Genomic DNA, 20,878 nt, shown 5'->3' with positions numbered 1-20,878 from the left:
CCCTCATCTGAAGGCTTGAGCAAAACAGAAATGGACTGCGCTCGCACAAGCACTTCAGAATCCCACGGTTTCAATCGTGGGAGTGTCAATTGAAAAGTACGGCTTCGAAGCGAAAGAACATAGCCGGTACATTCAGAAAATCATCAAACGTTTCGAAAATCCGAAATTAAAAGATGAAATTTCACGCGTCGCCCGTTCTCCGATTCGTAAGCTCGGACCGAGTGACCGGCTCGTCAAACCGGCACGAGAGCTCGTCGACAACGGGATCGAACCGAATGAACTCGCCTACGGGATCGCCGCAGCCTTGAACTATTACAACCCTGAGGATTCAGAATCTTCTGAACTTTACTTGTCGATTGAAGAGTCAGGCATCTTATCGACGATTGAGAAGTACCTCGGGTTGAGTGAAACGGACACGCTGACGAAGCTTATCCTCGAACAATATCACTTGATTCGCGAGCAGGAAAAAGCGCGCGTGTCGTAATGTGACGCCTCTCCTCGTTAGAAGGAGAGGTTTTTTTCATGGCAAAAAAGATCAAACCAATCAAAAGACGGTTTGATAAGATTGCCATAAGAGGAGGAGAAACCTGTGTATGATGAACCCATTCGACGTACGATCGCCTATATTGAAGACCATTTGTACGACACGATTACAGAAGAAGAACTGTTACTACAGAGTGGATTTTCAAAATTTCATTTCCATCGTATTTTTTTGGCGGACGTTGATATGACAATTACCGAGTATATCAAAATGCGCCGTCTCGCAAGTGCGGCCAGCTTGCTTATCTATACGAAAGAACGGATTTTAGACATTGCGTTGCAACATCATTTTGAATCGCAAGAATCGTTCACCCGGTCATTCAAAAAAAGGTATGGACTGCCTCCAGGTCGTTATCGTACCAGTATGAGAACGTTACGAGAAAAAGGAGAAGAGGAAACAATGGAATCGATAAACGGATGGTTTTTAAGTGGTGGAGACTTACAGCATTACGAGATAGGAATTGACCAACAGGTTGTTCATGGCGGGAAAGCGTCGGGCTATTTGAAATCGACTTCATTGATGAAAAAGGATAGCTTTGGCACGATGATGCAACAGTTCAAGGCTGATCACTACGTGACGCAACGAATTCGGTTGTCAGGGTTTTTAAAAACCGAACAAGTTAGGGGAGGTGCCGGGTTTTGGATGCGGGTCGATCATAAGAATGGGGATGTGCTTCAATTTGACAACATGAGCAACCGACTGATTCAAGGAACGACCGATTGGAATCGTTATTCAATTGTTCTAGATGTACCTGAAGGCAGTGAGGTCATTTCGTTTGGCGTCTTGTTATCGGGAGAAGGACAGGTATGGATTGATCAGTTAAGCTTTATGGCGGTAGATGAGCGGTTGCCTGTCACAAATCTTCAGAGGGCAACAATTCTTCAGGATGCGCCGATTAACCTATCGTTTGAGGATGAATTTAATCATACGAACGGTTCACGTTAACAAAAAAGATGACTCTAATCCAATTCGGACGAGTCACCTTTTTATGTAGTTAAGCGCGTGTCTTGCCGAATTCGATGTACGTCGTGACAGATTTGACGTGCTTGACGACCTCTTTTTCCCGGAGCGGGCGGCTGAAGTAATAGCCTTGGACGTAGTCGCACTGCTCGTTCAATAACCATTCGAGCTGGTCTGACGTCTCGACGCCTTCCATGAGTACTTTCATACCGAGGTTGTGGCCGAGTTGAATCATCGAGCGGACGATCGCTTCTTGGTTACGGTCGGTGAACAGATTGACGATGAACGAGCGGTCAATCTTGAGCACTTGGACCGGCAACTCACGGAGCTGACGGAATGACGAATATCCGGTCCCGAAATCGTCGAGTGAGATCATGATGCCGAACTGATGCAACTGGGCAAGTTTCTCGCGCGTCGATTGTTCATACGACAGCATCGATGATTCGGTCACCTCGAGCTCGAGGAACATCGGGTCCATCCCTGTCGCGTCGAGTGTGGCTTGGAGCGTGTCGACGAAGTCTTCCCGGGCGAACTGGAGCGGGGAGACGTTGACAGATAGCGTGAATGGTTTCACCCCGGTCTTTTGCCACCGGACCCAGGCGAGACATGATTCGCGCAACACCCACGTGCCGATTTGGTGAATCAAGCCGGTATTTTCCGCGATCGGGATGAACTCATCCGGTCCGACGTGGCCGAGGACAGGGTGATGCCACCGCAAGAGCGCCTCGACCCCTTCAAGCCGGTTTTGGGTGAGTGAAACTTTTGGTTGATAGACGAGCGAGAACTCAGAGCGGTCGAGCGCTTGAGCCAGCGCCTTTTCAATCTCGACGGTGCGTAAAATCTGTTGTCTCGACTCTTCTTCGAACTCCTTGATTTGGTTCTTGCCGGTCCGTTTCGATTCATGGACGGCGAGACGGGCGTATTGCACGAGCTCATCCGCTGAGGTCGTGTCTTTCGGAAAGTGGCTAATCCCGGCGCTCATCGTCAGCTCGACGGTCGTCCCGTCGATATCGAACGGCTGGGAGATGGCTTTGATGCACTTCTCCGCCTTCTGTTTCGCGAGCGTGCTCCGCTTGTCAAACAGTAGGATGATGAACTCGGATGAGCCGACACGCGTCAAAATGTCGTCCGGGTGGATCGTATGTTGCAGCCGGTCCGCGATTTGGAGCGCCAACTGATCTGAACCGTGATGCCCGAGCATATCGCTCATGAAACGCCACCGGTCGATGTCGATGTATAGACAGGCGACGGGGTCTTCAATCCGGATATGTTCGGCGAGAATCCGTTCAAGCTTGTGGCGGTTCGGCAAATCAGTCAACGCGTCGTGATACGCCATGTGTTCGACGAGCCGCTGTGAGGCAATCGTCTCCGAGACGTCACGCAAGAACCAAAGGATTTGATCCATCCGCTCACCTTGGAGCGGATAGGCCGTCACTTCAATCGTCGACTCGCCCATTTCAAGCCGACGTGCTTCGTAGAACGGTTGTTGAATCGACAGCGCCGCGTGATAGTCTTGGAAAAACTGATCCTCGGTCCGGTCGAACAACCGATAGAACGCGGTGTTCGCATATTGAATCACGCCATCTTTCGTCGTCGTCACGACCGCGTCCGTCGTCGAATCGAGAATCGTCGCTTGAATCAATTCACGTCTTCGTAAATGCCGGTCGAGTGTGAGCGACAAGAAGAAGATGGCGAACAGTAAGGTCGTAATGCCGGTGACGAGCCAGGCCAACAGCGATGGTTCGATGCCGATTGCAGCTTGGGTGTCCGTCAAGAACGTGAACGAGGCTGACAGCATCCCGACGTAATGCATCCCGAAGATGGCGACGCCCATCAATAGGGAGAAGAATATTTTTAGCTCCATGTGAATCTTCTCCTTCGCATATTTGGAGAAGAAGCCGATCCACAGGGCGCCGAGTGAGGCTGTGATTGCGATCGCAAGCGACAACAAAGCGAGCCCGGTGTGATACGCAATCGTCACACCTTGAATGGCGGCCATCCCGACGTAATGCATGCTCGCGATACTGATCCCCATCAACAGTCCTGCACCGATAAGGGTGGGACGAGTTGTATGGCGCGAGACAATCAGGAAGCCAAGGATACAGCCGGCCATAGCGATGACGACCGACAGAAACACGAGCGGCATCGAATACGTGACAGGGCGCAAGCCTTCGTGCGCCAACATGGCGATGAAATGCATCGCCCATATGCCGAGTCCAAGCGTTGCCCCACCCGCTAAAATCCACATGTTTTGTGCGGTGCGGTTCGTCGAGTTGACTCGACGTGCCAATTCGATGGCGGCGTAGGCAGAGACGGCGGCAATCATATAAGATAAAACAACAAGAAACAGATTGTGACTCATTGAGTGTTCGACGACTGGGTCCATAAGTACCTCGCTAGGATATAATTGTATTTGATAATTTATTATACTCGGGAAATAGGAGTCTACCTATCATTATGCTTCAATTTAGAGAACTATTTTCAAGGCTGAACGTTTTTGCGTTGTCTAGATTTGATCGGTCGCGCGTTACCTGCTACGAAACGGCGGGTAAATACTAAAAAATGCGAAATGGAAAGAAGGGGTGGCCGTGGACTTTCGCCCGATTACACCGAATGATGTGAAACCGCTCCAGCGACTGTTCATGGAAAGTTTGAGCGACTTGATTCGTCGCGAACAGTTCGAGGACGCTGACTTGTTAGAGGAAGAAGTCGCCCGTTTGAATACGACGATTCAAGATAGTTTCGATGATGACGCCGTCGACGTGTTCGTGGTCGAACGAGAAGGGAAAATCGTCGGGACGGCGGCGGTATTGCCTCCAAACGAGATTATCACGGCCCATCTGGACGTGGAGCCAGGAGCGGTCGAAATCGGCTGCGTTTATGTCGCCCCGGATCAGCAACGGCAAGGTGTCGGTTCGTTCTTACTTTCAGAAGTGATGGCAACGCTTGGGGAGGATGCGACGTTTTACTTAGACGCTGGTTTCCCGTCCTCACAAGACTATTGGGAAAAACGGCTCGGACCGCCGGTGATGTCACTCGATCATTACTGGGGACCGGGCGCCCCGCATAAAATATGGAAGAATATGAAAAGACCTGGCTGAAAATAGCTAGGTCTTAGTTTGATTAATAGGTAGAACGCATGAATTGATGAATCCCGGACGCCGTCGCTTCGGCCATCCGTTGACGATACGTCGTACTCGTCAAATGGGCGCGGTCGTTCTGATTTGTCATAAAGCCGTACTCAACGAGTGTCGAAGGGACGCTGTTCTTCCCGACGACGTAGACGTTCTGATATTTGACGCCTCGATTTCGAATGGTCGGGATTCGGGCGCCGAGCTCACGGTTGATGGAAGCGCCCAAGTTGCGGCTCGCCGATACGTATGGGTTCGTCGTATAGCTCTCGGTCGTCGGCACGAGTACTTCGTGACCGTGATAGGACGTATTTGTAGAAGAGTTCGCATGTAGGCTGACAAACGCGCTGCCGTTATACGACTTCGTCAAGGAGACACGGTTCGCGAGCGACAAATAAGTATCGGTTGAACGCGTCATTCGGACGCTGTAGTTGTAGGTGCCGGACAACGTGCTCGCAAGGCGCTTGGCGATGTCGAGTGTCAATACCTTCTCTTGGACTGACCCGTAGACGGCGCCAGGGTCGTATCCGCCGTGCCCGGCATCGATGACGATTGTTCGGCCGGAACCGGTCGATGTGTTCGTCGTCGTTGTGCTCGCCTTTAAGTATTGGGATGAGACGTAGCCAGTCTGTCCACCATAGGACACTTTATACCAAGAGCCGTACGTGCCGAGGTACGTGACGCTTCGTCCTGAAGGGATCGTCAAAAGGATGGTCCCGGTCGACGAGGCACTCTTTCGTAAATTCAAGTTGACCGTCGTGACGTACGTTTTAGCAGTTGTCGTTGTGGTAGAGGTAGACACTTTCACGTATTGTGCCGAGACGTAGCCGGTCTGTCCGCCGTAGGACACTTTATACCAAGAGCCGTACGTGCCGAGGTACGTGACGTTACGCCCAGATGGGATTCTCAAAAGGATGGTCCCGGTCGGCGAGGCACTCTTTCGTAGGTTCAAGTTGACTGTTGTCGTATAAGTTTTCGTTGAAGTCGTCGTCATTGTGGACGATGTCGACACTTTCACGTATTGCGCCGAGACGTAACCGGTCTGTCCGCCGTAAGAGACTTTATACCAAGACCCGTATGTACCGAGATACGTGACGCTTCGTCCTGAAGGAATCGTCAAAAGGATCGTCCCAGAAGTCGAAGCACTTTTTCGAAGGTTCAAGTTAGCCGTCGTGGTGTATGTAGAGGCTGCCTCGACACGACCCGTGTCTAATCCGGTTGAGGAGAGGCTGAACGGAACGACTGCCGTCCCGGTAAGGACGAGGGATGAGCTAATGAGTAGTTTAAGAGGCCAAGATGGTTTCGGTGTATTCAATCGGGATCCGCTCCTTTTTTCTGCATCATGTACGAGACAACGACGAAATGTAATTGTCATCATGTCCTCGTTATTATATAAGGAAACATGAAAAAAATGGAGGTTAATATGTAATTTATTTATCTTTTTTTAAAATAGTAGGTATAAAAAAGAGACGCTTGAGGGCGTCTCTCGTATTAGAAAAGGCGTGGAAGTTCGTCAGCAAATTTTTTGATTTGGGTATCAGCTTTAGCAAACTCTCCAACTTTGAACAATCTAGGTAATTCGTCTGCAGCGACTTCTTGAGTCTGTACTTCGAGCGTAGTAAAGTTTGGAACTTGTTCAGATGCTGGCTTGATTGAGCTCCCTAGTAAAAAGAGTGCTGCAGCGATAAAGAAATACCCTGTAATTTTTTTCATGAATTTTTCCTCCGATTGTATAAGTTTTTATAGATAAGCGATAGTTCCTGGTGTGTGATACTCAGTCTTCAATAAGAGGTGATTCTAGCAATGCGTAGATTGATTCAGATTGTTGTTCAATTCTAAATTCGAAATCACCTATATATTGTTGAGGCATGTTCGGTGCGAACAAAGTAACTTTGTCCGTACCTTCCGTTGTAGCAGAAGATAATATAGGAACATTTGCTTCTTGACTGAGTAACGTGCTGCAAAGAGGAGTAAATTTATTCTCGAAATGTTTTAATGGCTCTGGACGCCAACAAATTGATGCTTCAGGTAAAATATACAATATATGGCCTTCTTTTAAAAGTTTTAAACACTGATTAATTACATTTTTTTGATTATGTTCCACATTAATGTAACCAAAATCTTGAAAATGTTTCTCGTAGACTGTCACTGAGCTGCGCTTTAGAATAGAAAGAGACAGTTCAGGGCCAAGAATGTATAGTTGTTTATATGAACGATTTTCTTTCAATGTTCTAGCAATGAGTCTAGGCAATAATTGATAGTAATCGATCTGGAATGCATTGAGAATGAAACCCTTAGAAGAATTCAACAACGGGGTTAAATGCTCTAAACCTTCGAACTGATTTTGATCAGTAAGTGAATATGATGTTTTGAATTCAGGTCCCTGTTTGGGATTGAAATATATCTTTGGCTTAATGTAATCTTCAGCAAGCAAGAAATTTAATTTACCCATCTATTGTATTCACCTCCAAGAGTGGCAATTCATTTCGTGGAATCGAATTGAAGCTTTCTGCCTAGTCGAGCTATTTGATTAGTTATTAACTAGTTAAATCTTATCATGTATTGTAAGACCATCGAACTGTTATAGGTTGGGAAAACGACCGGTCAAAACATTGAAATATCTTAATTTTTTAATCGAATTTTCCTGAAACGATAATATTAAAGACATAAGCACTAAAAAAACTACGTAAAATTAGGGCGAAGGAGCTATTTATCAAGATGGAACATAACTACGGGAACCTAATTAAAGTGGAACGAATGCGGCGTGGCATTAAGCAGTCTGTTTTAGCAAGAGGGATTTGTTCAGTTTCCTACTTAAGTAAGATTGAAAACAATCAAACTTCGGCTAGTGAAGAAGTACTAGAATTAATTTTTGAGAGATTAGATATCGAGGTTCCTCTATATTTCGATTTTAGCGAGCAAGTTGAAAAAGTAAAAACTGAGATTAGAGAAATTCTAAAAGAAGCTGTCTTAACTAGGAAAGATATAGGTAGACAGAAAGAAGTGGAAAAGTATCTTACGAACCCGGTAGTTAAACAATCTAAGGACCTTTATATAACTTTGATGATGACTTTAGCGCGATTTGGGATGATGCCTGATGGAGACAGCAAATATCTAACTGAAATCGGATGGATTGAGGATCAGTTAGACGTTGATAATAGAGTTAGATTCACAGTGATGAGTAGTCTAAAAATGTTTCATAAAAACGAACGAGATGGATCATTAAAATTACTCGAAGAATTAAACGAAGCATTATCTAAGTCTAATATTCCTGATTGGGAAATGGCAGATATTCGTTACATCATGGGTGGTTTGTATTATAAATTCACTGATTTTTTACAAGCTATTGAACATGTACGTTTTGCACTTTCGTATTTTCAAGAACATTTTTACGTTGAACGTATCGTGGAATGCCATTTAATAATTGGACTATCTTATAAGAGGCGCAAACGCTATACAGACGCGTTAAATTACTATGAGAAAGCGATAAAAATTGTTAGTGCTACGGATTTAAAAAACTATTATGGGATGCTCTACAATAATATGGGCGATATATATTCTCTCTTGGGAGAAAAAGAAAAAGCCTTAAAATACTTTATTGAGAGTTTCGAATACAAAGTTGAAATTAATAGTAAATTATTTAGTGTACTCTCGTTAATCGAAGTTTATTCAGACCATGATGACCGCGAAGGTGTAATCGTATGGTTGGAGAAAGGAGGTCAATTAATAGAAGAGACAGAAGGGTTAGAAGTGTTTACACGTCATTTTGACATCTATAAGCATTATTATCGTGAATATAATCAAGAAAAACTAATTGAGAGCTTGAAAAAAGCTGTTCAATACTTTGAATCTTATGACGAGTATCTTTATACCAATAAGTATGCCTTATGGTTAGCTAGAGAACTGCGGAAAAATGGCAAGTATAAATTATCTACAGAATACTATGAAAAAGCCATAACGATTATGTCAATATGGGATTAAACGCTTCTCTGTTTGTATGCAGAGAAGCGTTTTTTTTTACGCAAAAAAAAGAGACGCCCGAATCGTCTCTCAAGGGGTAGTGAAGTAATGGACGGTCCAATACGGTTCTTTTTGGAGTGCCTCGATTTCGACATGGCCGTTATGGACTTGTTGCAAGAGGTGGATGATATGCTTTTGCAAGTTCGAGTCATGGGAACCGCTGTGCAAAATCCCATCCTCGTTCGCGATAATATAGAAGCCACCAAGACGGAGTGGGATATGCTTCCGCACTGTCGTCACCGCAGCTTGAAATTCGGTTTGTCCGCCTGCCAACGGAACGGTCACGTCGAAACGTCCCCATTGTTTAAAGTCACCTAGTTCTGAGAACGTCGGTGGTTCGCGATGGTCCATCGTCATGACCTCCAATCGTATCGATCTCTTCCTGTTTAGTATAGCGGTTTTTCGGGCGGTGGCGTAGGAGAATAATCACATAGGTCACCATCGCATTCCCGCTTTACGCTAATACTTGTCTTTTTCTAGATTATGTCAAAAAAACCTTCATAAAAGTGCAACTAGTTGAAAAAACACGACCGGGGTGGTCCCGGTCGCGCTCACTGATGGACGACTTCTTTTGAAGTCGGTAGTTCACAAATAAACGTGCTGCCTTCCCCGTAGACGGATTCGACATGCAGATGTCCGTCGTGGGCTTTCGCGATCTCTTTACAAATCGCAAGACCGAGGCCAGTCCCACCGATTTTGCGGCGATCTGAGTTATCGACCCGATAGAATTTACCGAACAAGTTTGGTAACGCTGAGGACGGAATCCCGATCCCATTATCCCGGACTTTCATGACGACTTGGCCTTCAAGCCGCTCGAGGGAGACGAGGACGTTACCGCCATCCGGTGAATACTTGACGGCGTTACTCAGCAGATTGCCGAGCAATTGACGCATGCCCTCGAGGTCGGCCTCGATTGTGAAGTCTTGCGTCGAATCGGCATCGAGATGAATGTGGTGAGCGTCCGTCGTCTCTTGATAGAAACCGATGCTGTCACGGGCGAGTTCATATAAGTCGACCCGTCCCCATTCGAACGTCTGCTTTCCGGCCTCCATCTTTTGAAGGTCGAGGAAATCGCTGACGAGGAACGAGAGTCGTTTCGCCTCGTCATGAATCGTCTTCAAGTACAGCTCGCGACGGCTCTCTTTCAAGTCACGCTCGAGCATCAACTCCGTGAATCCGTAAATGGACGAGAGCGGGGTTCGCAATTCATGGGACACGGTCGAGACGAGCTCGGACTTCATCCGGTCGATTTCTGTCTCCGCCGTCACGTCACGTAAGACGAGCATCGTCCCGTGTAGCTTGCCGTCGCGATAGATGCTCTCGGCATACACTTGTAGGAAGCAGTCGCCTTGGTCAAGGGAGATTGAAAGTCCTTCTTCTGGTGGTTTGCGGTCGAAGACGTGCTCGACATAGCTGATGAAGTGGTCACGTTGGTCGACACGTTCGGCCAACTGTTCGATATCGATTTTGACGTCAGCTAATTCCTCATAGCCTTGATAATCAAATTGTAAGTCATCGAACATCCGGATGAAGGCGCGGTTTCCGACGACCGATTCTTCTTCATAGTTCAGGTAGAGAATCGCTTCGCGCACGGAATTGATCAATTGTGCCGTCTCTTTTCGGTCTTGTTGCATCTGACGGTACAGACGCATCCGCAACAACGAAATGGCGAGCTGGTTCGCGAAGGCGTTCAACTCTGACTTTTCACTCGCATCGAACTGTTCATCGTAACGTGCGAGGTACAAGCACCCGATCATCTTGTCGTCAGACGGGTCCATGACAGGGATGACCGTCTCATAAATATAGTACGGATACTCATGCAAATCATCGGCGACTTTCTTTGAAGTCGCAGCCGGCAACTTTGAAATCATCACTCGTTTCAATAGAAGCGACTTCGTCTTCAAACTTTCCTGCTGCTCTTCGGTCATCTCTTTTGGCACGACCGAACTGATTTCACCGTCTTTGACGAGGAGAAGCGCCCCGAACTCGGCCGAGGTCAACAGGACGATCTTTTCGATGACCGATGAGTAATCGAAGAGTGACTCTTTTGAAGCCAACACCTCAATCAGTTCGTTCCGATACTGTAGTTTCGTCTCGTTCTGCTTCGACGCCTGAAGCACATGTTCTAACTCTTCGTGTTTAGCGCGCATGCGTTCATTTTGCGAAGCCATTCGATTAATCAGAGGCCGCCCAATCAATAAGATTGCGCTAATAAACATGACTAACCCGGCCATCCAAATCCAGCGCAGTGTCAAAAGCTCGCTAGGGGAAACGTTGTTGTCTCGGACAAACCATGCCCCGGTCGCTGTTAAGACGAGACTCATGATACATACTCCATAAAGGATGCTAAGAATTTGGCGACTGTTCAATTGTTCAATCCACTTGCCCATAATACGCTCTACTTCCTTCCTTATCCCAAAAACCATCTCCAAATCATTTATCTCTAATTCGAAATATACAAAAGGATTCCTTCCATGAAAACTGAACTATTCATCCAATCTATACAAGGATCTCTGTCTTCTCGATTAACATTATCTAGAGCGATATACCCCGATTTTTAGAAAGCTACACATTCCGATGTGCTTTCGTTTGACAGGGACGGGGAGCGGGGACTAGCTTAAAAGAAGAAACTAATTTGAAATGAGGTGCCTTATGCTCTCTATCGACCCACTAGCCTTGACTGAACGAGATACGTATAAATTTTTAATCGGCAGCGTCATCCCCCGTCCCATCGCTTTCGTCACGACTCGGAACGGCGAGATTGTGAACGCGGCCCCGTTCAGCTATTTCAATATCGTCGCGTCACACCCACCGCTCGTCTCAGTCTCGATTCAGCGAAAAGACGGCGTGATGAAAGACACGGCGCGCAACGCGGTCGCGACCGAAGAGTTGGTCATCCATATCGTCGACGAGACGAACGTGAACCTCGTCAATGAGACGGCCGCGTCGCTCGGTCCGGACGAAAGTGAACTCGACCGCACGTCGTTCACCCTTGCATCGAGTGATGTCATCGCGACGCCAGGCGTGAACGAAGCGAAAATCAGAATGGAATGTGTCCTGCACCATCACGTCCCGATTGAACACGAGGGCGTGGTGACGGCCGACTTACTAGTTGCCCGCGTCGTCCGTTTTCATATCGACAACGCGTTATACGAAGCAGGGCGAATCGATGCGGCGAAATTGGCGCCGGTCAGCCGCTTAGCCGGAAACTTCTACGCCGAACTCGGCAAGACGTTCGAAATCGAACGTCCGAAATAAATGGTCCATGCGTCCGCCTCATGACGAGGTCGGGCGCCTTTTTTCGGGTAAAGAAAGAATAGCCGATTGGGGCGTTGTATTTCTTTCAATCCACTAGCCGGATGTGTCACAATAAAGTCAGAACATTCAATTATATTATTGTAGTGTACAAGAGAAAAAAGGGGAGTCGGCCATGTCCTATCGTCCAGCTGTTCAATCTATCATTCAAGCCATCGAAACGGTAATCGTCGGAAAGGAGGATGTCATCGCGAAAAGCCTGACGGCACTGCTCGCCGGGGGGCACGTCTTGCTAGAGGATGTCCCGGGCGTCGGGAAGACGATGCTCGTCCGTACGTTCAGCCGTGCCATCGACCTCGAGTTCAAACGTGTCCAGTTTACCCCGGACATGTTGCCTTCTGATTTGACGGGGATCTCGATGTATAACCAAAAGACAAAAGAGTTCGAGTATCGACCGGGACCGCTCATGGGCAACATCGTCTTGGCCGATGAAATCAACCGGACGTCGCCGAAGACCCAGTCGGCGCTGCTTGAAGCGATGGCGGAGCGGAGTGTGACGGTGGACGGGGAAGTGAAGATTTTGCCATCTCCGTTTTTCGTCATGGCGACGCAAAATCCGATTGAGCATGAAGGGACGTATCCGCTCCCGGAAGCCCAGCTTGACCGGTTCCTGCTTAAAATCGAGATGGGATATCCGTCCTTCAATGAAGAGTTATCCCTTTTGACGCGCTTCGAAAAAACTGAACCGCTCGATGCGTTACAGAGCGTCGTCACGAAACAGGAAGTCGAGCAGATGCAACGGGAAGTGCGAAACGTTCACGTCTCGAGTGCCGTCAAACAGTATATCGTCCGGTTGGTCCATGAATCACGGAATGATGCGAACACGTACCTCGGTGGCAGTCCACGGGCGACGCTTGCGCTCATGAAGGCGTCTCAGGCATGGGCCTATATCCATGGCCGCGATTTCGTCTTACCCGACGACGTCAAAGCGCTCGCCTCGAGCGTCCTCGGACACCGGGTGTTGTTGACGGCCGAAGCCCGTTACAAAGGACGGACGGCCGAGCAACTCATTAAAGGATGGCTCGACGAGATGCCGGTCCCGATGGATCGTGAGGTTAAAGAAGGATGAAAAACTGGATGAAGCTGTTCCTCGTTTGGGCGGCGGCATTCGGCTTGTACGCGTTCGCGCGCATCGAAGGCAGCATCGTCGCCTCGACGCTCTGGTGGTCATTTCTCGTCCTGACCGTCTACTGGACGCTGTTCATGATTTATCCCGTCACCGCCGCGAACGTCTGGCGCCGTGTCACGACGAAACGTCTCGTCTCCGGACAAACGATGGACGTCGAGCTCCAAATCGAACGGAAATACCCGTTCCTCGTCGGCATCGTCACATTAGAAGAACAGCCGCCCGAGCGTTTGACGGATGAAACGGAACCAATCATCACCTCGGTCGACCGCTTCTTCCGCCGGAAAGAGACGGTCCATTATGAAATTGCCCACATCAAGCGCGGCATTCACGTGTTCGACCGGACGAAGTTGCACGTGCGAGACGTGTTCGGTTTGTTCGACCGGACCCGGACGCTCCGGCTCGAGACGGTCGTCGAAGTCTCTCCGGCCGAACTGCCGTTTGATTTGCCGCGTGACGAACACGTCGGCGGTCGCGGCGAACAGTATCGTCGGACGCGGACGTATACAGAAGTCGCGAACACGACGAGTGGGGTGCGCGAATACGCAGCGGGGGACCGCATCGGTCGCATCGATTGGAAGGCGTCCGCTAGGCGCGATAACTTGATGACGAAGACGTTCGACCAAGAGCAGGAAAAAAAGTTGTCACTCGTCTTTGTGCCGTCCGCATCTGCCGGTCACGAAGAAGCGTTCGAACGCTCGCTGTCGCTCCTCGTCGGGGCGATCCGACAGCTCGAACGAAAGAACTTGCCGTTTGAACTTTATGTGATTGAAGAGCAAGTTCGCTTGTTCCACCTGCCGGACCAAAGCGCCGACGTTGGTCATTACTTGTTGACGGCGACGCCGGAAGCGGAAGGGCGTCTCGTCGAACGCGTAAAACGGAACTTGCCGCAGCAGTCCGGTAATCTCATCTTGATCAGCCCGTTCGAAACGAAATGGGTGCGCGAACTCATGCATGAGACACAAGGTAGCTACCACCTCTATACAGCAAACGAGGTGACGACATGACCGCATGGATCAAACGGATCGTTTACACGGCGCTCGCCGCCTATTTGTTGTCGTTTTGGGTCGAGCCGATTGTCGGTAGCACGACGTTCGACGTGACGTGGCCGTTCTACTTCTTATTACTCGTCCCGATGTTTGCGAGTCTTTTGCCTTGGTATGGACTAATCGGAGTCGTCGTCTTTAATTTCTTGGCCGTGTTGTACGTCTATCACGGCAGTCTCTTCGATTGGTTCGGACTGTGGCTCGAAGATTTGAGCGGTGTGCTCAGCGGAGCGTTGCCGGAAGAGGCGATTTTCTTCTCGGCGATGGCGCTCATTGGGGTACTGTTCGCCATTCTCGTCGGACGGACGTATCCGAGTTATGGATTTGTCCTCGGGATGATCGTCTCGACGCTCGGCTTGATGGCCTACTTCGACACGTGGACGCTATATGATGGCGAAGGACAAATCGTTCTCGCGATTTTGGCGTCGCTCTTCCTCTTATTTGTTACGGATCTTGCGAAACGGCCGAGCAAATCGCTCGTCCGCTACGTGAGCATCGCCTTGCTCGCCACCGTCATCTTGGCGCTCGCGAGTGTCTCACCGACGCTTGACGGCGATTGGTCCGACCGCATCACGACAAGTTTCCAAAACGCCGTCAATGAAGGCCAGTCGGGCACAGGCCGTGTCGGATATGGTGTGAATGATGAACAACTCGGTGGTCCGTTCGAACAAGATGACGGCATCGTCTTCATCACACGCGGTGTCCCGGCCCGCTATTGGCGGATTGAGGCGAAAGAAATTTATACCGGCAAAGGCTGGGTGGAATCCCCCGTCCTCGATTCGAATTTCAATCGTGGGCAGCTCGTCGACCCGGACGTCGACACGACGCCGGAACAGGCGTTGCTTCGCTTCGACCGGCGCGAGACGTTCGTCCCGTATGGCGGAGAGTATCCGCAAGCAGTCGAGACCGAGAGCGGGACTGAGTTCCGTGTCGGAGATATCGAGCAACAATTCCCGAACGAGACGGTTCACATCCGACCTTCCGGAAAAATCGTGTTCGACAACGACAATCAGGCAACGCCGCGGACGATTCAGTTGCGTTATAGCGTCCCGTCGTTCACGGAAGATCAGCTCAATTTAAATGAACCGGTGACGACGTTGACGGATGAAGAACAACAAGCGTACCTCCAACTACCGGATTCGCTCCCAGACCGAGTCCGCGACTTGGCAACGGACATCACGGCCGACAGTGAGACGCCTTTCGAGCAAGCACAAGCCGTTCAAGCGTATTTCCGAAACGGTGCGTTCGAGTATAACACGGAAGACGTCGCCATTCCGGAAGGTGACACGGACTACGTCGATCAGTTCTTGTTCGATACGCAACTCGGATATTGCGACAACTTCTCGACATCGGCTGCTGTCTTGCTCCGGGCAAATGGCGTACCGACGCGCTGGGTGAAAGGCTTTACGATGGGCGATGCGCGTGGGGTGATTCAAGGGGAGACCGAGTATACGGTCCGGAACCGCCACGCCCACTCATGGATTGAATACTTTGTCGAAGGCGCGGGCTGGGTCCCGCTCGAAGCGACGATTAGTTTTTCGGACGCCAACTTGCTTCAAGTCGAGACGGAAACGGACACGGGTTCGGACCCTGTCGCGAACGACCCGCAAGCCAATAACGATAACGAACCGACGAACCGCCCGCAAGAAGATATCGCGATTGACGATGTCGCAACGGGCGAGCTTCCGGAAGAAGCACGTCGCATCCCGGTATGGGGCTGGGTACTGATCGTCTTCGCGGTTGCCTTACTCGTCTGGAACCGGAAAGCGGTCGAACGGGCTGTCATGGTCGAGTGGTGGATACGCCGTCCACTTAGCGAGTCGTCACTCGTCGCGATGCAACGCTACTTGATGAAACGACTGCGAGCAGCGGGATTCAAGGTTGACGGTCGGACGCCGTCCGAACTTGCGAAGGAAGTCGACGCCTACTATGAATCCGAAGAAATGACTCGCTTGACTCGTTTGTTTGAACAGACGGTGTATGCGGATCAACCACCGAATTCGAAATATAAAGAATATTGGAAAATCATGATTCGCCGAATTATGAGTTGAAGTGACAAGGCGCATACAGTAAGATAGACGCATTAGTTAGATAATTGAACAATGCATTCCTTCGTATATACTCGTGAATTGGCGCGAGAGTCTCTACCGGACCACCGTAATGGACCGACTATGAAGGAGCACGTTTCGTATACAAAGAATTGGGCGTGCTTCTTCTTCGGTTTGGTAAATCCGTGGGAGAGGCTCGTCCTTTTTTTTGAGATGAAGGCAGAAAGGTGGAGGTTTTGTGAAGATGTTGGAACAAGAGATGATTTTGGTGCTCGACTTTGGAGGACAATACAACCAGCTCATCACGCGACGTGTGCGTGACCTTGGTGTATACAGTGAGCTTCATTCGCACAAGATGACCGCTGCAGAAATTCGTGAGCTCGCCCCGGCTGGGATTATCTTCTCAGGTGGACCGAACAGCGTATATGCGGAAGGCGCATACCGTTGCGACCCGGAAATTTTCGAACTCGGTATCCCAATCTTCGGAATTTGCTACGGCATGCAGCTCATGACGCACCACTTTGGTGGACGTGTCGAGCGGGCGGCACACCGTGAATACGGAAAAGCGACACTCTTCTCGACACCGGAAGCCTCGGCACTCTATACAGGACTCCCGGTCGAGCATACCGTCTGGATGAGCCACGGCGACCTCGTCATGGAAGCGCCAGAAGGATTTGTCGTTGACGGGACGAACCCGTCTTGTCCGGTCGCTTCGATTAAGAACGACGAGTTGAAGATGTACGGAGTTCAATATCACCCGGAAGTCCGTCATTCGGAGCACGGGAATGAAATTTTGAAAAACTTCATTTACGAAGTGTGTGGTGCAAAAGGCGAATGGTCGATGGAGAACTTCATCGACATCGAAGTCGAGAAGATTCGTGAAATCGTCGGGAACAAGCAAGTGCTCTGTGCCTTGTCTGGAGGTGTCGACTCATCGGTCGTCGCGGCGCTCGTTCATCGTGCGATTGGCGATCAGTTGACATGTATGTTCGTCGACCACGGTCTGCTCCGTAAAAACGAAGCGGACAGTGTCATGAAGACGTTCGCGGACGGCTTTAACATGAAAGTCATTAAAATCGATGCGCGCGACCGCTTCATGGCGAAGCTCGCTGGTGTCTCTGACCCGGAACAAAAACGGAAAATCATCGGCAACGAGTTCATTTACGTGTTTGACGAAGAAGCGTCTAAACTCGTCGATATGGACTTCCTTGCCCAAGGGACGCTATATACGGACATCATCGAGAGCGGAACAGACACGGCGCAGACGATCAAGTCGCACCATAACGTCGGTGGCCTTCCGGAAGACATGAACTTCACACTCATCGAGCCGCTCAACACGCTCTTTAAAGATGAAGTGCGTGAACTCGGTACTGAACTTGGCCTTCCAGACTACATCGTCTGGCGCCAACCGTTCCCAGGACCGGGTCTTGGGATTCGCGTCCTCGGTGAAATCACGGAAGAGAAGCTTGAAATCGTTCGCGAGTCAGACGCTATCCTTCGTGAAGAAGTGAAAAAGGCTGGACTCGAGCGTGACATCTGGCAGTATTTCACTGTCCTTACACCAATCCGTTCAGTCGGGGTCATGGGTGATGAGCGTACGTACGACTATGCGGTCGGCGTCCGTGCCGTCACGTCAATCGATGGGATGACATCGGACTGGGCACGTATTCCTTGGGACGTGCTCGAGAAAATTTCGGTCCGTATCGTCAATGAGGTCAGCCACGTGAACCGCGTGCTGTATGACATCACATCGAAGCCACCGGCAACGATCGAGTGGGAGTAATTAGTCTAAAACCGAACATTAAGGATTAATAAAACGTTAAAATCCGTTATTTGTGTTGACATGCACGAATGACGCTGGTACGATAGAAACGTTCTTATTATATCCGAACAATTCAAATTAAATTTGCCGTATAATGTCGGGAATATGGCCCGAGAGTCTCTACGAAATCACCTTAAATGATTTCACTACGGCGAGACATAGATGGGGACGTCTGTCCCCGTATGTTTCGCGTGGGGTCCTCGGTCATTTGCCGGGGACCTTTTCTCGTTTACGGCGAGCCAAGGAGGAAAACCAATGAGCACACAGCTCAAGCAAGAACCAACGCAACAACAACCAGAAAGCCGGATTGAACGCTTTTTCCAGTTAAATGAACTTGGAACGAACGTAAAAACGGAGTTCGTCGCAGGATTTACGACATTCCTCGCCATGGCGTACATTTTATTCGTCAACCCGAACATCCTCGGGGCAGCGGGAATGGATACCGGTGCCATCTTTGTCGCAACCGGCCTTGTCGCCTTAGTCGGATCTGTGACGATGGGCCTCTTCGCGAACTATCCGATCGCCATCGCACCGGGCATGGGGCTCAACGCCTTCTTCGCCTACAGTGTCGTGATCGGCATGGGGATCCCGTGGCAGACGGCTCTCTCGGGTGTCCTCGTCTCAGGACTCTTCTTCATCGTCTTGACGCTTTCAGGAATTCGCGAAACGATCGTCAATGCGATTCCCGCCCCGCTCAAAATGGCGGTCGCAGCCGGTATCGGATTCTTCATCGCATTCATCGGCCTCAAAAATGCAGGAATCGTCGTTTCGAATGAAGCGACTGTCGTCGGGCTCGGTGCACTCGGCACAGGGACGACACTCTTAGCTGTGTTTGGTCTTGTGGTCACGGCGCTCTTGATGGTCCGTAACATTAAAGGCGGGATTTTCATCGGGATGCTCTTAACGGCGATTGTCGGGATGATTTTCAACCTCGTTCCGACACCGACGGCGATCTCAGATGTCGTCTCAATGCCGCCGAGCATGTCTTCGACGTTCGGTCAAGCGTTCATCAACTTCGCGGACGTCTTCACGATTCAAATGCTTGTCGTCATCTTGACGTTCTTCTTCATCGATTTCTTTGATACGGCTGGTACGCTCGTGGCGGTTGCGCGCCAAGCGGGAATCATGAAAGACAACAAAGTTCCGCGTGCTAGCAAGGCGCTCATGGCGGATTCGACAGCGACAGTGGCAGGTGCAATCTTCGGCACGTCGACAGCGACGTCTTACGTCGAGTCATCGGCTGGTGTTGCGGCTGGTGGTCGCTCAGGGCTTACGGCCATCTTTGCAGGACTCTTCTTCGGTCTCGCACTCTTCTTCTCACCATTACTTGCAGTTGTAACGGCGCCTGTCACGGCACCGGCACTCATTATCGTCGGTGTGTTGATGGCTTCTGCTTTACTCGACATCGATTGGAAGAAACTTGAGATTGCCATCCCGGCCTTCATGACCATCTTGATGATGCCACTCACCTCTTCAATCGCGACGGGGATCGGTCTTGGATTTATCCTCTATCCACTTATGATGATGGCAAAGGGCAAGACGCGGGAGATTCATCCGATCATGTACGGGATGCTCGTCATCTTCCTTGCATACTTCATGTTCTTGCCTCACGCATAAACGGCATACAAAAAACGGCTCATTACGAGTCGTTTTTTTTGTATGCCGTATTTTCAGGTAGGAAAGGGTCGTACATGGTGAGCGCATGGTTTTCTGTGATGAATTCGTTGCGGAGCAGGATGCCGTCAAGAGAATTGACCTCTCGGAAAATTTGGTTATGTCGGATCGTCCCGCCCCACCATTCTTTCGTGAAATGGTGGTTTTCTTCATAGATCTTGTAGGAGACAACGGCCGGGGTGGCAGAACGCCATTCCCCGACGAGACCATCTCCTTCTATATATAGAAGTAACTGATACGCTTGTTCGGTTTGGTTTGTGATTTGTAAGTCGAGGTAGTTATAGGAACAAGTCGCTCCGCTGCCGAAAGGTTGGTCACGTCTTGAATCGGGGAACACGTCATAGCTATGGCGATAACGTTCGGTTACGGTGAGTGGACTGTGAAGCGTGATCCAATATATCAAGTTGGACAATTGACAAAGACCACCGCCGATTCCACTTGTCACTTTGCCGTAGTGGAGAATCATCCCTTCTACATAACCTTTTCGTTTTGTGGGTCGCCCGATTGCTTTCCAGTAGGAAAAGACGTCTTTTGGTTCGATGATGAGGCCGTTTAATCGCTGGATTGCGATTTTGAGATTTTGAACTTTGTTCTGTTGCATCTCTATGTCTACATCGCGCAATTTACGATAGAGCGGCGTGCGATGTTTGTGAATCAAATAAGGAAGAGGGTTGTTCATCTGTTTTGATGCATATTTTCTGCCGTCGAACAGCCATGTAAGCCGGCGTTGGATTGTGTACACTTGGGTGCCGGCGAAGATGCGCAAGGCCGAACGTTGTTTCGGTCGTAGCTGTTGCATAAAGAGTTCACCTTTCGTCATAGAAATTGATTATAAATGATGTATTCGATAAGAGGGAATTATTTCCTCTTCGTTCTCTAAGGAGAGTTTTGAAAGGTCGAAATCTGAGGCGAAAAACTTTTTGAAGTTTTTTTAGAATAATGCTTGCCAGATTGAACAAGTAGATGCTATAGTTATCTCTGTTGCCAGCGACGCTCACACAAACGTGAGAAAAGTTGTTGACAGTTAAAAGTGATAAATGTTATTATCATTTAGTCGCCAAGAGCGGCAGACGAACTTTGAAAACTGAACGATGAGGCAAAAAAATGTTTTAAATTTTTGAATGAAGCGCAAGCTTCGTCATTTCAAGAGCTATATCAAATTCTTTGGAGAGTTTGATCCTGGCTCAGGACGAAC

The 20,878-nt window shown here is 49.3% G+C and carries 17 protein-coding genes and 2 riboswitches; of the genes, 10 read left to right on the top strand and 7 right to left on the bottom strand.

Features of this window, described 5'->3' with window-relative positions; translation table 11 throughout:
* Window positions 1–82 precede the first annotated feature (82 nt).
* On the top strand, window positions 83–484 hold the full coding sequence (locus tag KNP76_RS14335; protein ID WP_371816265.1) for a mannitol dehydrogenase family protein: 402 nt from the start codon (window positions 83–85) through the stop codon (window positions 482–484).
* Between the two features lie 105 nt (window positions 485–589).
* Window positions 590–1,486 carry a helix-turn-helix transcriptional regulator gene (locus KNP76_RS14330; protein ID WP_214844904.1) on the top strand — a complete coding sequence of 299 codons (897 nt, stop codon included), beginning with the start codon at window positions 590–592 and terminating at the stop codon, window positions 1,484–1,486.
* A gap of 49 nt (window positions 1,487–1,535) precedes the next feature.
* Here KNP76_RS14330 and KNP76_RS14325 read toward each other — a convergent pair whose 3' ends face one another.
* Entirely contained in the window at window positions 1,536–3,827 is a 2,292-nt protein-coding gene (locus tag KNP76_RS14325; RefSeq protein ID WP_251137513.1) for a bifunctional diguanylate cyclase/phosphodiesterase, read from the bottom strand.
* Window positions 3,828–4,089: 262 nt separating this feature from the next.
* Between KNP76_RS14325 and KNP76_RS14320 the strand changes: the two genes are divergently transcribed.
* Window positions 4,090–4,602 carry a GNAT family N-acetyltransferase gene (locus tag KNP76_RS14320; RefSeq protein ID WP_214844902.1) on the top strand — a complete coding sequence of 171 codons (513 nt, stop codon included), beginning with the start codon at window positions 4,090–4,092 and terminating at the stop codon, window positions 4,600–4,602.
* A gap of 22 nt (window positions 4,603–4,624) precedes the next feature.
* Here KNP76_RS14320 and KNP76_RS14315 read toward each other — a convergent pair whose 3' ends face one another.
* The 3 genes from KNP76_RS14315 to KNP76_RS14305 all read right to left on the bottom strand — a co-directional run bounded on the left by KNP76_RS14315 (window position 4,625) and on the right by KNP76_RS14305 (window position 7,084).
* On the bottom strand, window positions 4,625–5,947 hold the full coding sequence (locus KNP76_RS14315) for an N-acetylmuramoyl-L-alanine amidase family protein (protein WP_251137512.1): 1,323 nt from the start codon (window positions 5,945–5,947) through the stop codon (window positions 4,625–4,627).
* Between the two features lie 176 nt (window positions 5,948–6,123).
* Window positions 6,124–6,345: a hypothetical protein gene (locus tag KNP76_RS14310; protein ID WP_034807102.1), complete on the bottom strand. Its 222-nt coding sequence runs from the start codon at window positions 6,343–6,345 to the stop codon at window positions 6,124–6,126.
* Between the two features lie 61 nt (window positions 6,346–6,406).
* Window positions 6,407–7,084, bottom strand: coding sequence for a hypothetical protein (locus KNP76_RS14305; RefSeq protein ID WP_034807101.1), 678 nt, complete (start codon window positions 7,082–7,084; stop codon window positions 6,407–6,409).
* Window positions 7,085–7,350: 266 nt separating this feature from the next.
* Between KNP76_RS14305 and KNP76_RS14300 the strand changes: the two genes are divergently transcribed.
* Window positions 7,351–8,613, top strand: a complete 1,263-nt coding sequence (locus KNP76_RS14300) for a tetratricopeptide repeat protein (protein WP_214844900.1) — start codon at window positions 7,351–7,353, stop codon at window positions 8,611–8,613.
* Window positions 8,614–8,682: 69 nt separating this feature from the next.
* On the opposite strand, the gene KNP76_RS14295 is transcribed toward KNP76_RS14300, so the two are convergent.
* Both KNP76_RS14295 and KNP76_RS14290 read right to left on the bottom strand, forming a co-directional pair.
* The gene (locus tag KNP76_RS14295; protein ID WP_214844899.1) at window positions 8,683–9,003 is read right to left on the bottom strand and encodes a hypothetical protein; all 321 of its coding nucleotides are present in this window, start codon (window positions 9,001–9,003) and stop codon (window positions 8,683–8,685) included.
* Window positions 9,004–9,203: 200 nt separating this feature from the next.
* The gene (locus tag KNP76_RS14290) at window positions 9,204–11,042 is read right to left on the bottom strand and encodes an ATP-binding protein (RefSeq protein WP_251137511.1); all 1,839 of its coding nucleotides are present in this window, start codon (window positions 11,040–11,042) and stop codon (window positions 9,204–9,206) included.
* A gap of 262 nt (window positions 11,043–11,304) precedes the next feature.
* Between KNP76_RS14290 and KNP76_RS14285 the strand changes: the two genes are divergently transcribed.
* The 6 genes from KNP76_RS14285 to KNP76_RS14260 all read left to right on the top strand — a co-directional run bounded on the left by KNP76_RS14285 (window position 11,305) and on the right by KNP76_RS14260 (window position 19,626).
* Entirely contained in the window at window positions 11,305–11,910 is a 606-nt protein-coding gene (locus KNP76_RS14285) for a flavin reductase family protein (protein ID WP_034814633.1), read from the top strand.
* 172 nt (window positions 11,911–12,082) lie between these two features.
* Window positions 12,083–13,036, top strand: coding sequence for an AAA family ATPase (locus KNP76_RS14280; protein WP_034814635.1), 954 nt, complete (start codon window positions 12,083–12,085; stop codon window positions 13,034–13,036).
* Entirely contained in the window at window positions 13,033–14,100 is a 1,068-nt protein-coding gene (locus KNP76_RS14275) for a DUF58 domain-containing protein (protein WP_034807095.1), read from the top strand. The genes KNP76_RS14280 and KNP76_RS14275 overlap by 4 nt, the downstream gene beginning before the upstream one ends.
* Complete coding sequence (locus KNP76_RS14270) at window positions 14,097–16,190, top strand: transglutaminase domain-containing protein (RefSeq protein ID WP_214844898.1); 2,094 nt, start codon at window positions 14,097–14,099, stop codon at window positions 16,188–16,190. Before KNP76_RS14275 ends, KNP76_RS14270 begins: the two co-directional genes overlap by 4 nt.
* 41 nt (window positions 16,191–16,231) lie before the next feature.
* Window positions 16,232–16,331: riboswitch (purine riboswitch) on the top strand.
* Window positions 16,332–16,431: 100 nt separating this feature from the next.
* Window positions 16,432–17,970, top strand: a complete 1,539-nt coding sequence (gene guaA, locus KNP76_RS14265; protein ID WP_034814640.1) for a glutamine-hydrolyzing GMP synthase — start codon at window positions 16,432–16,434, stop codon at window positions 17,968–17,970.
* Window positions 17,971–18,076: 106 nt separating this feature from the next.
* Window positions 18,077–18,178: riboswitch (purine riboswitch) on the top strand.
* Window positions 18,179–18,264: 86 nt separating this feature from the next.
* Window positions 18,265–19,626, top strand: a complete 1,362-nt coding sequence (locus KNP76_RS14260; RefSeq protein ID WP_251137510.1) for an NCS2 family permease — start codon at window positions 18,265–18,267, stop codon at window positions 19,624–19,626.
* Between the two features lie 22 nt (window positions 19,627–19,648).
* Here KNP76_RS14260 and KNP76_RS14255 read toward each other — a convergent pair whose 3' ends face one another.
* A complete protein-coding gene (locus KNP76_RS14255; protein ID WP_211779978.1) occupies window positions 19,649–20,482 on the bottom strand; it encodes a VanW family protein in 834 nt (277 codons plus the stop codon).
* Window positions 20,483–20,878: the final 396 nt, after the last annotated feature.

The sequence above is a fragment of the Exiguobacterium sp. s150 genome, assembly GCF_018618435.1.
GTDB classification, from domain to species: Bacteria; Bacillota; Bacilli; order Exiguobacteriales; family Exiguobacteriaceae; genus Exiguobacterium; species Exiguobacterium alkaliphilum.
Note: the sequence above shows the minus strand (reverse complement) of the source record. Positions and strands in the feature narration are given on the sequence as shown.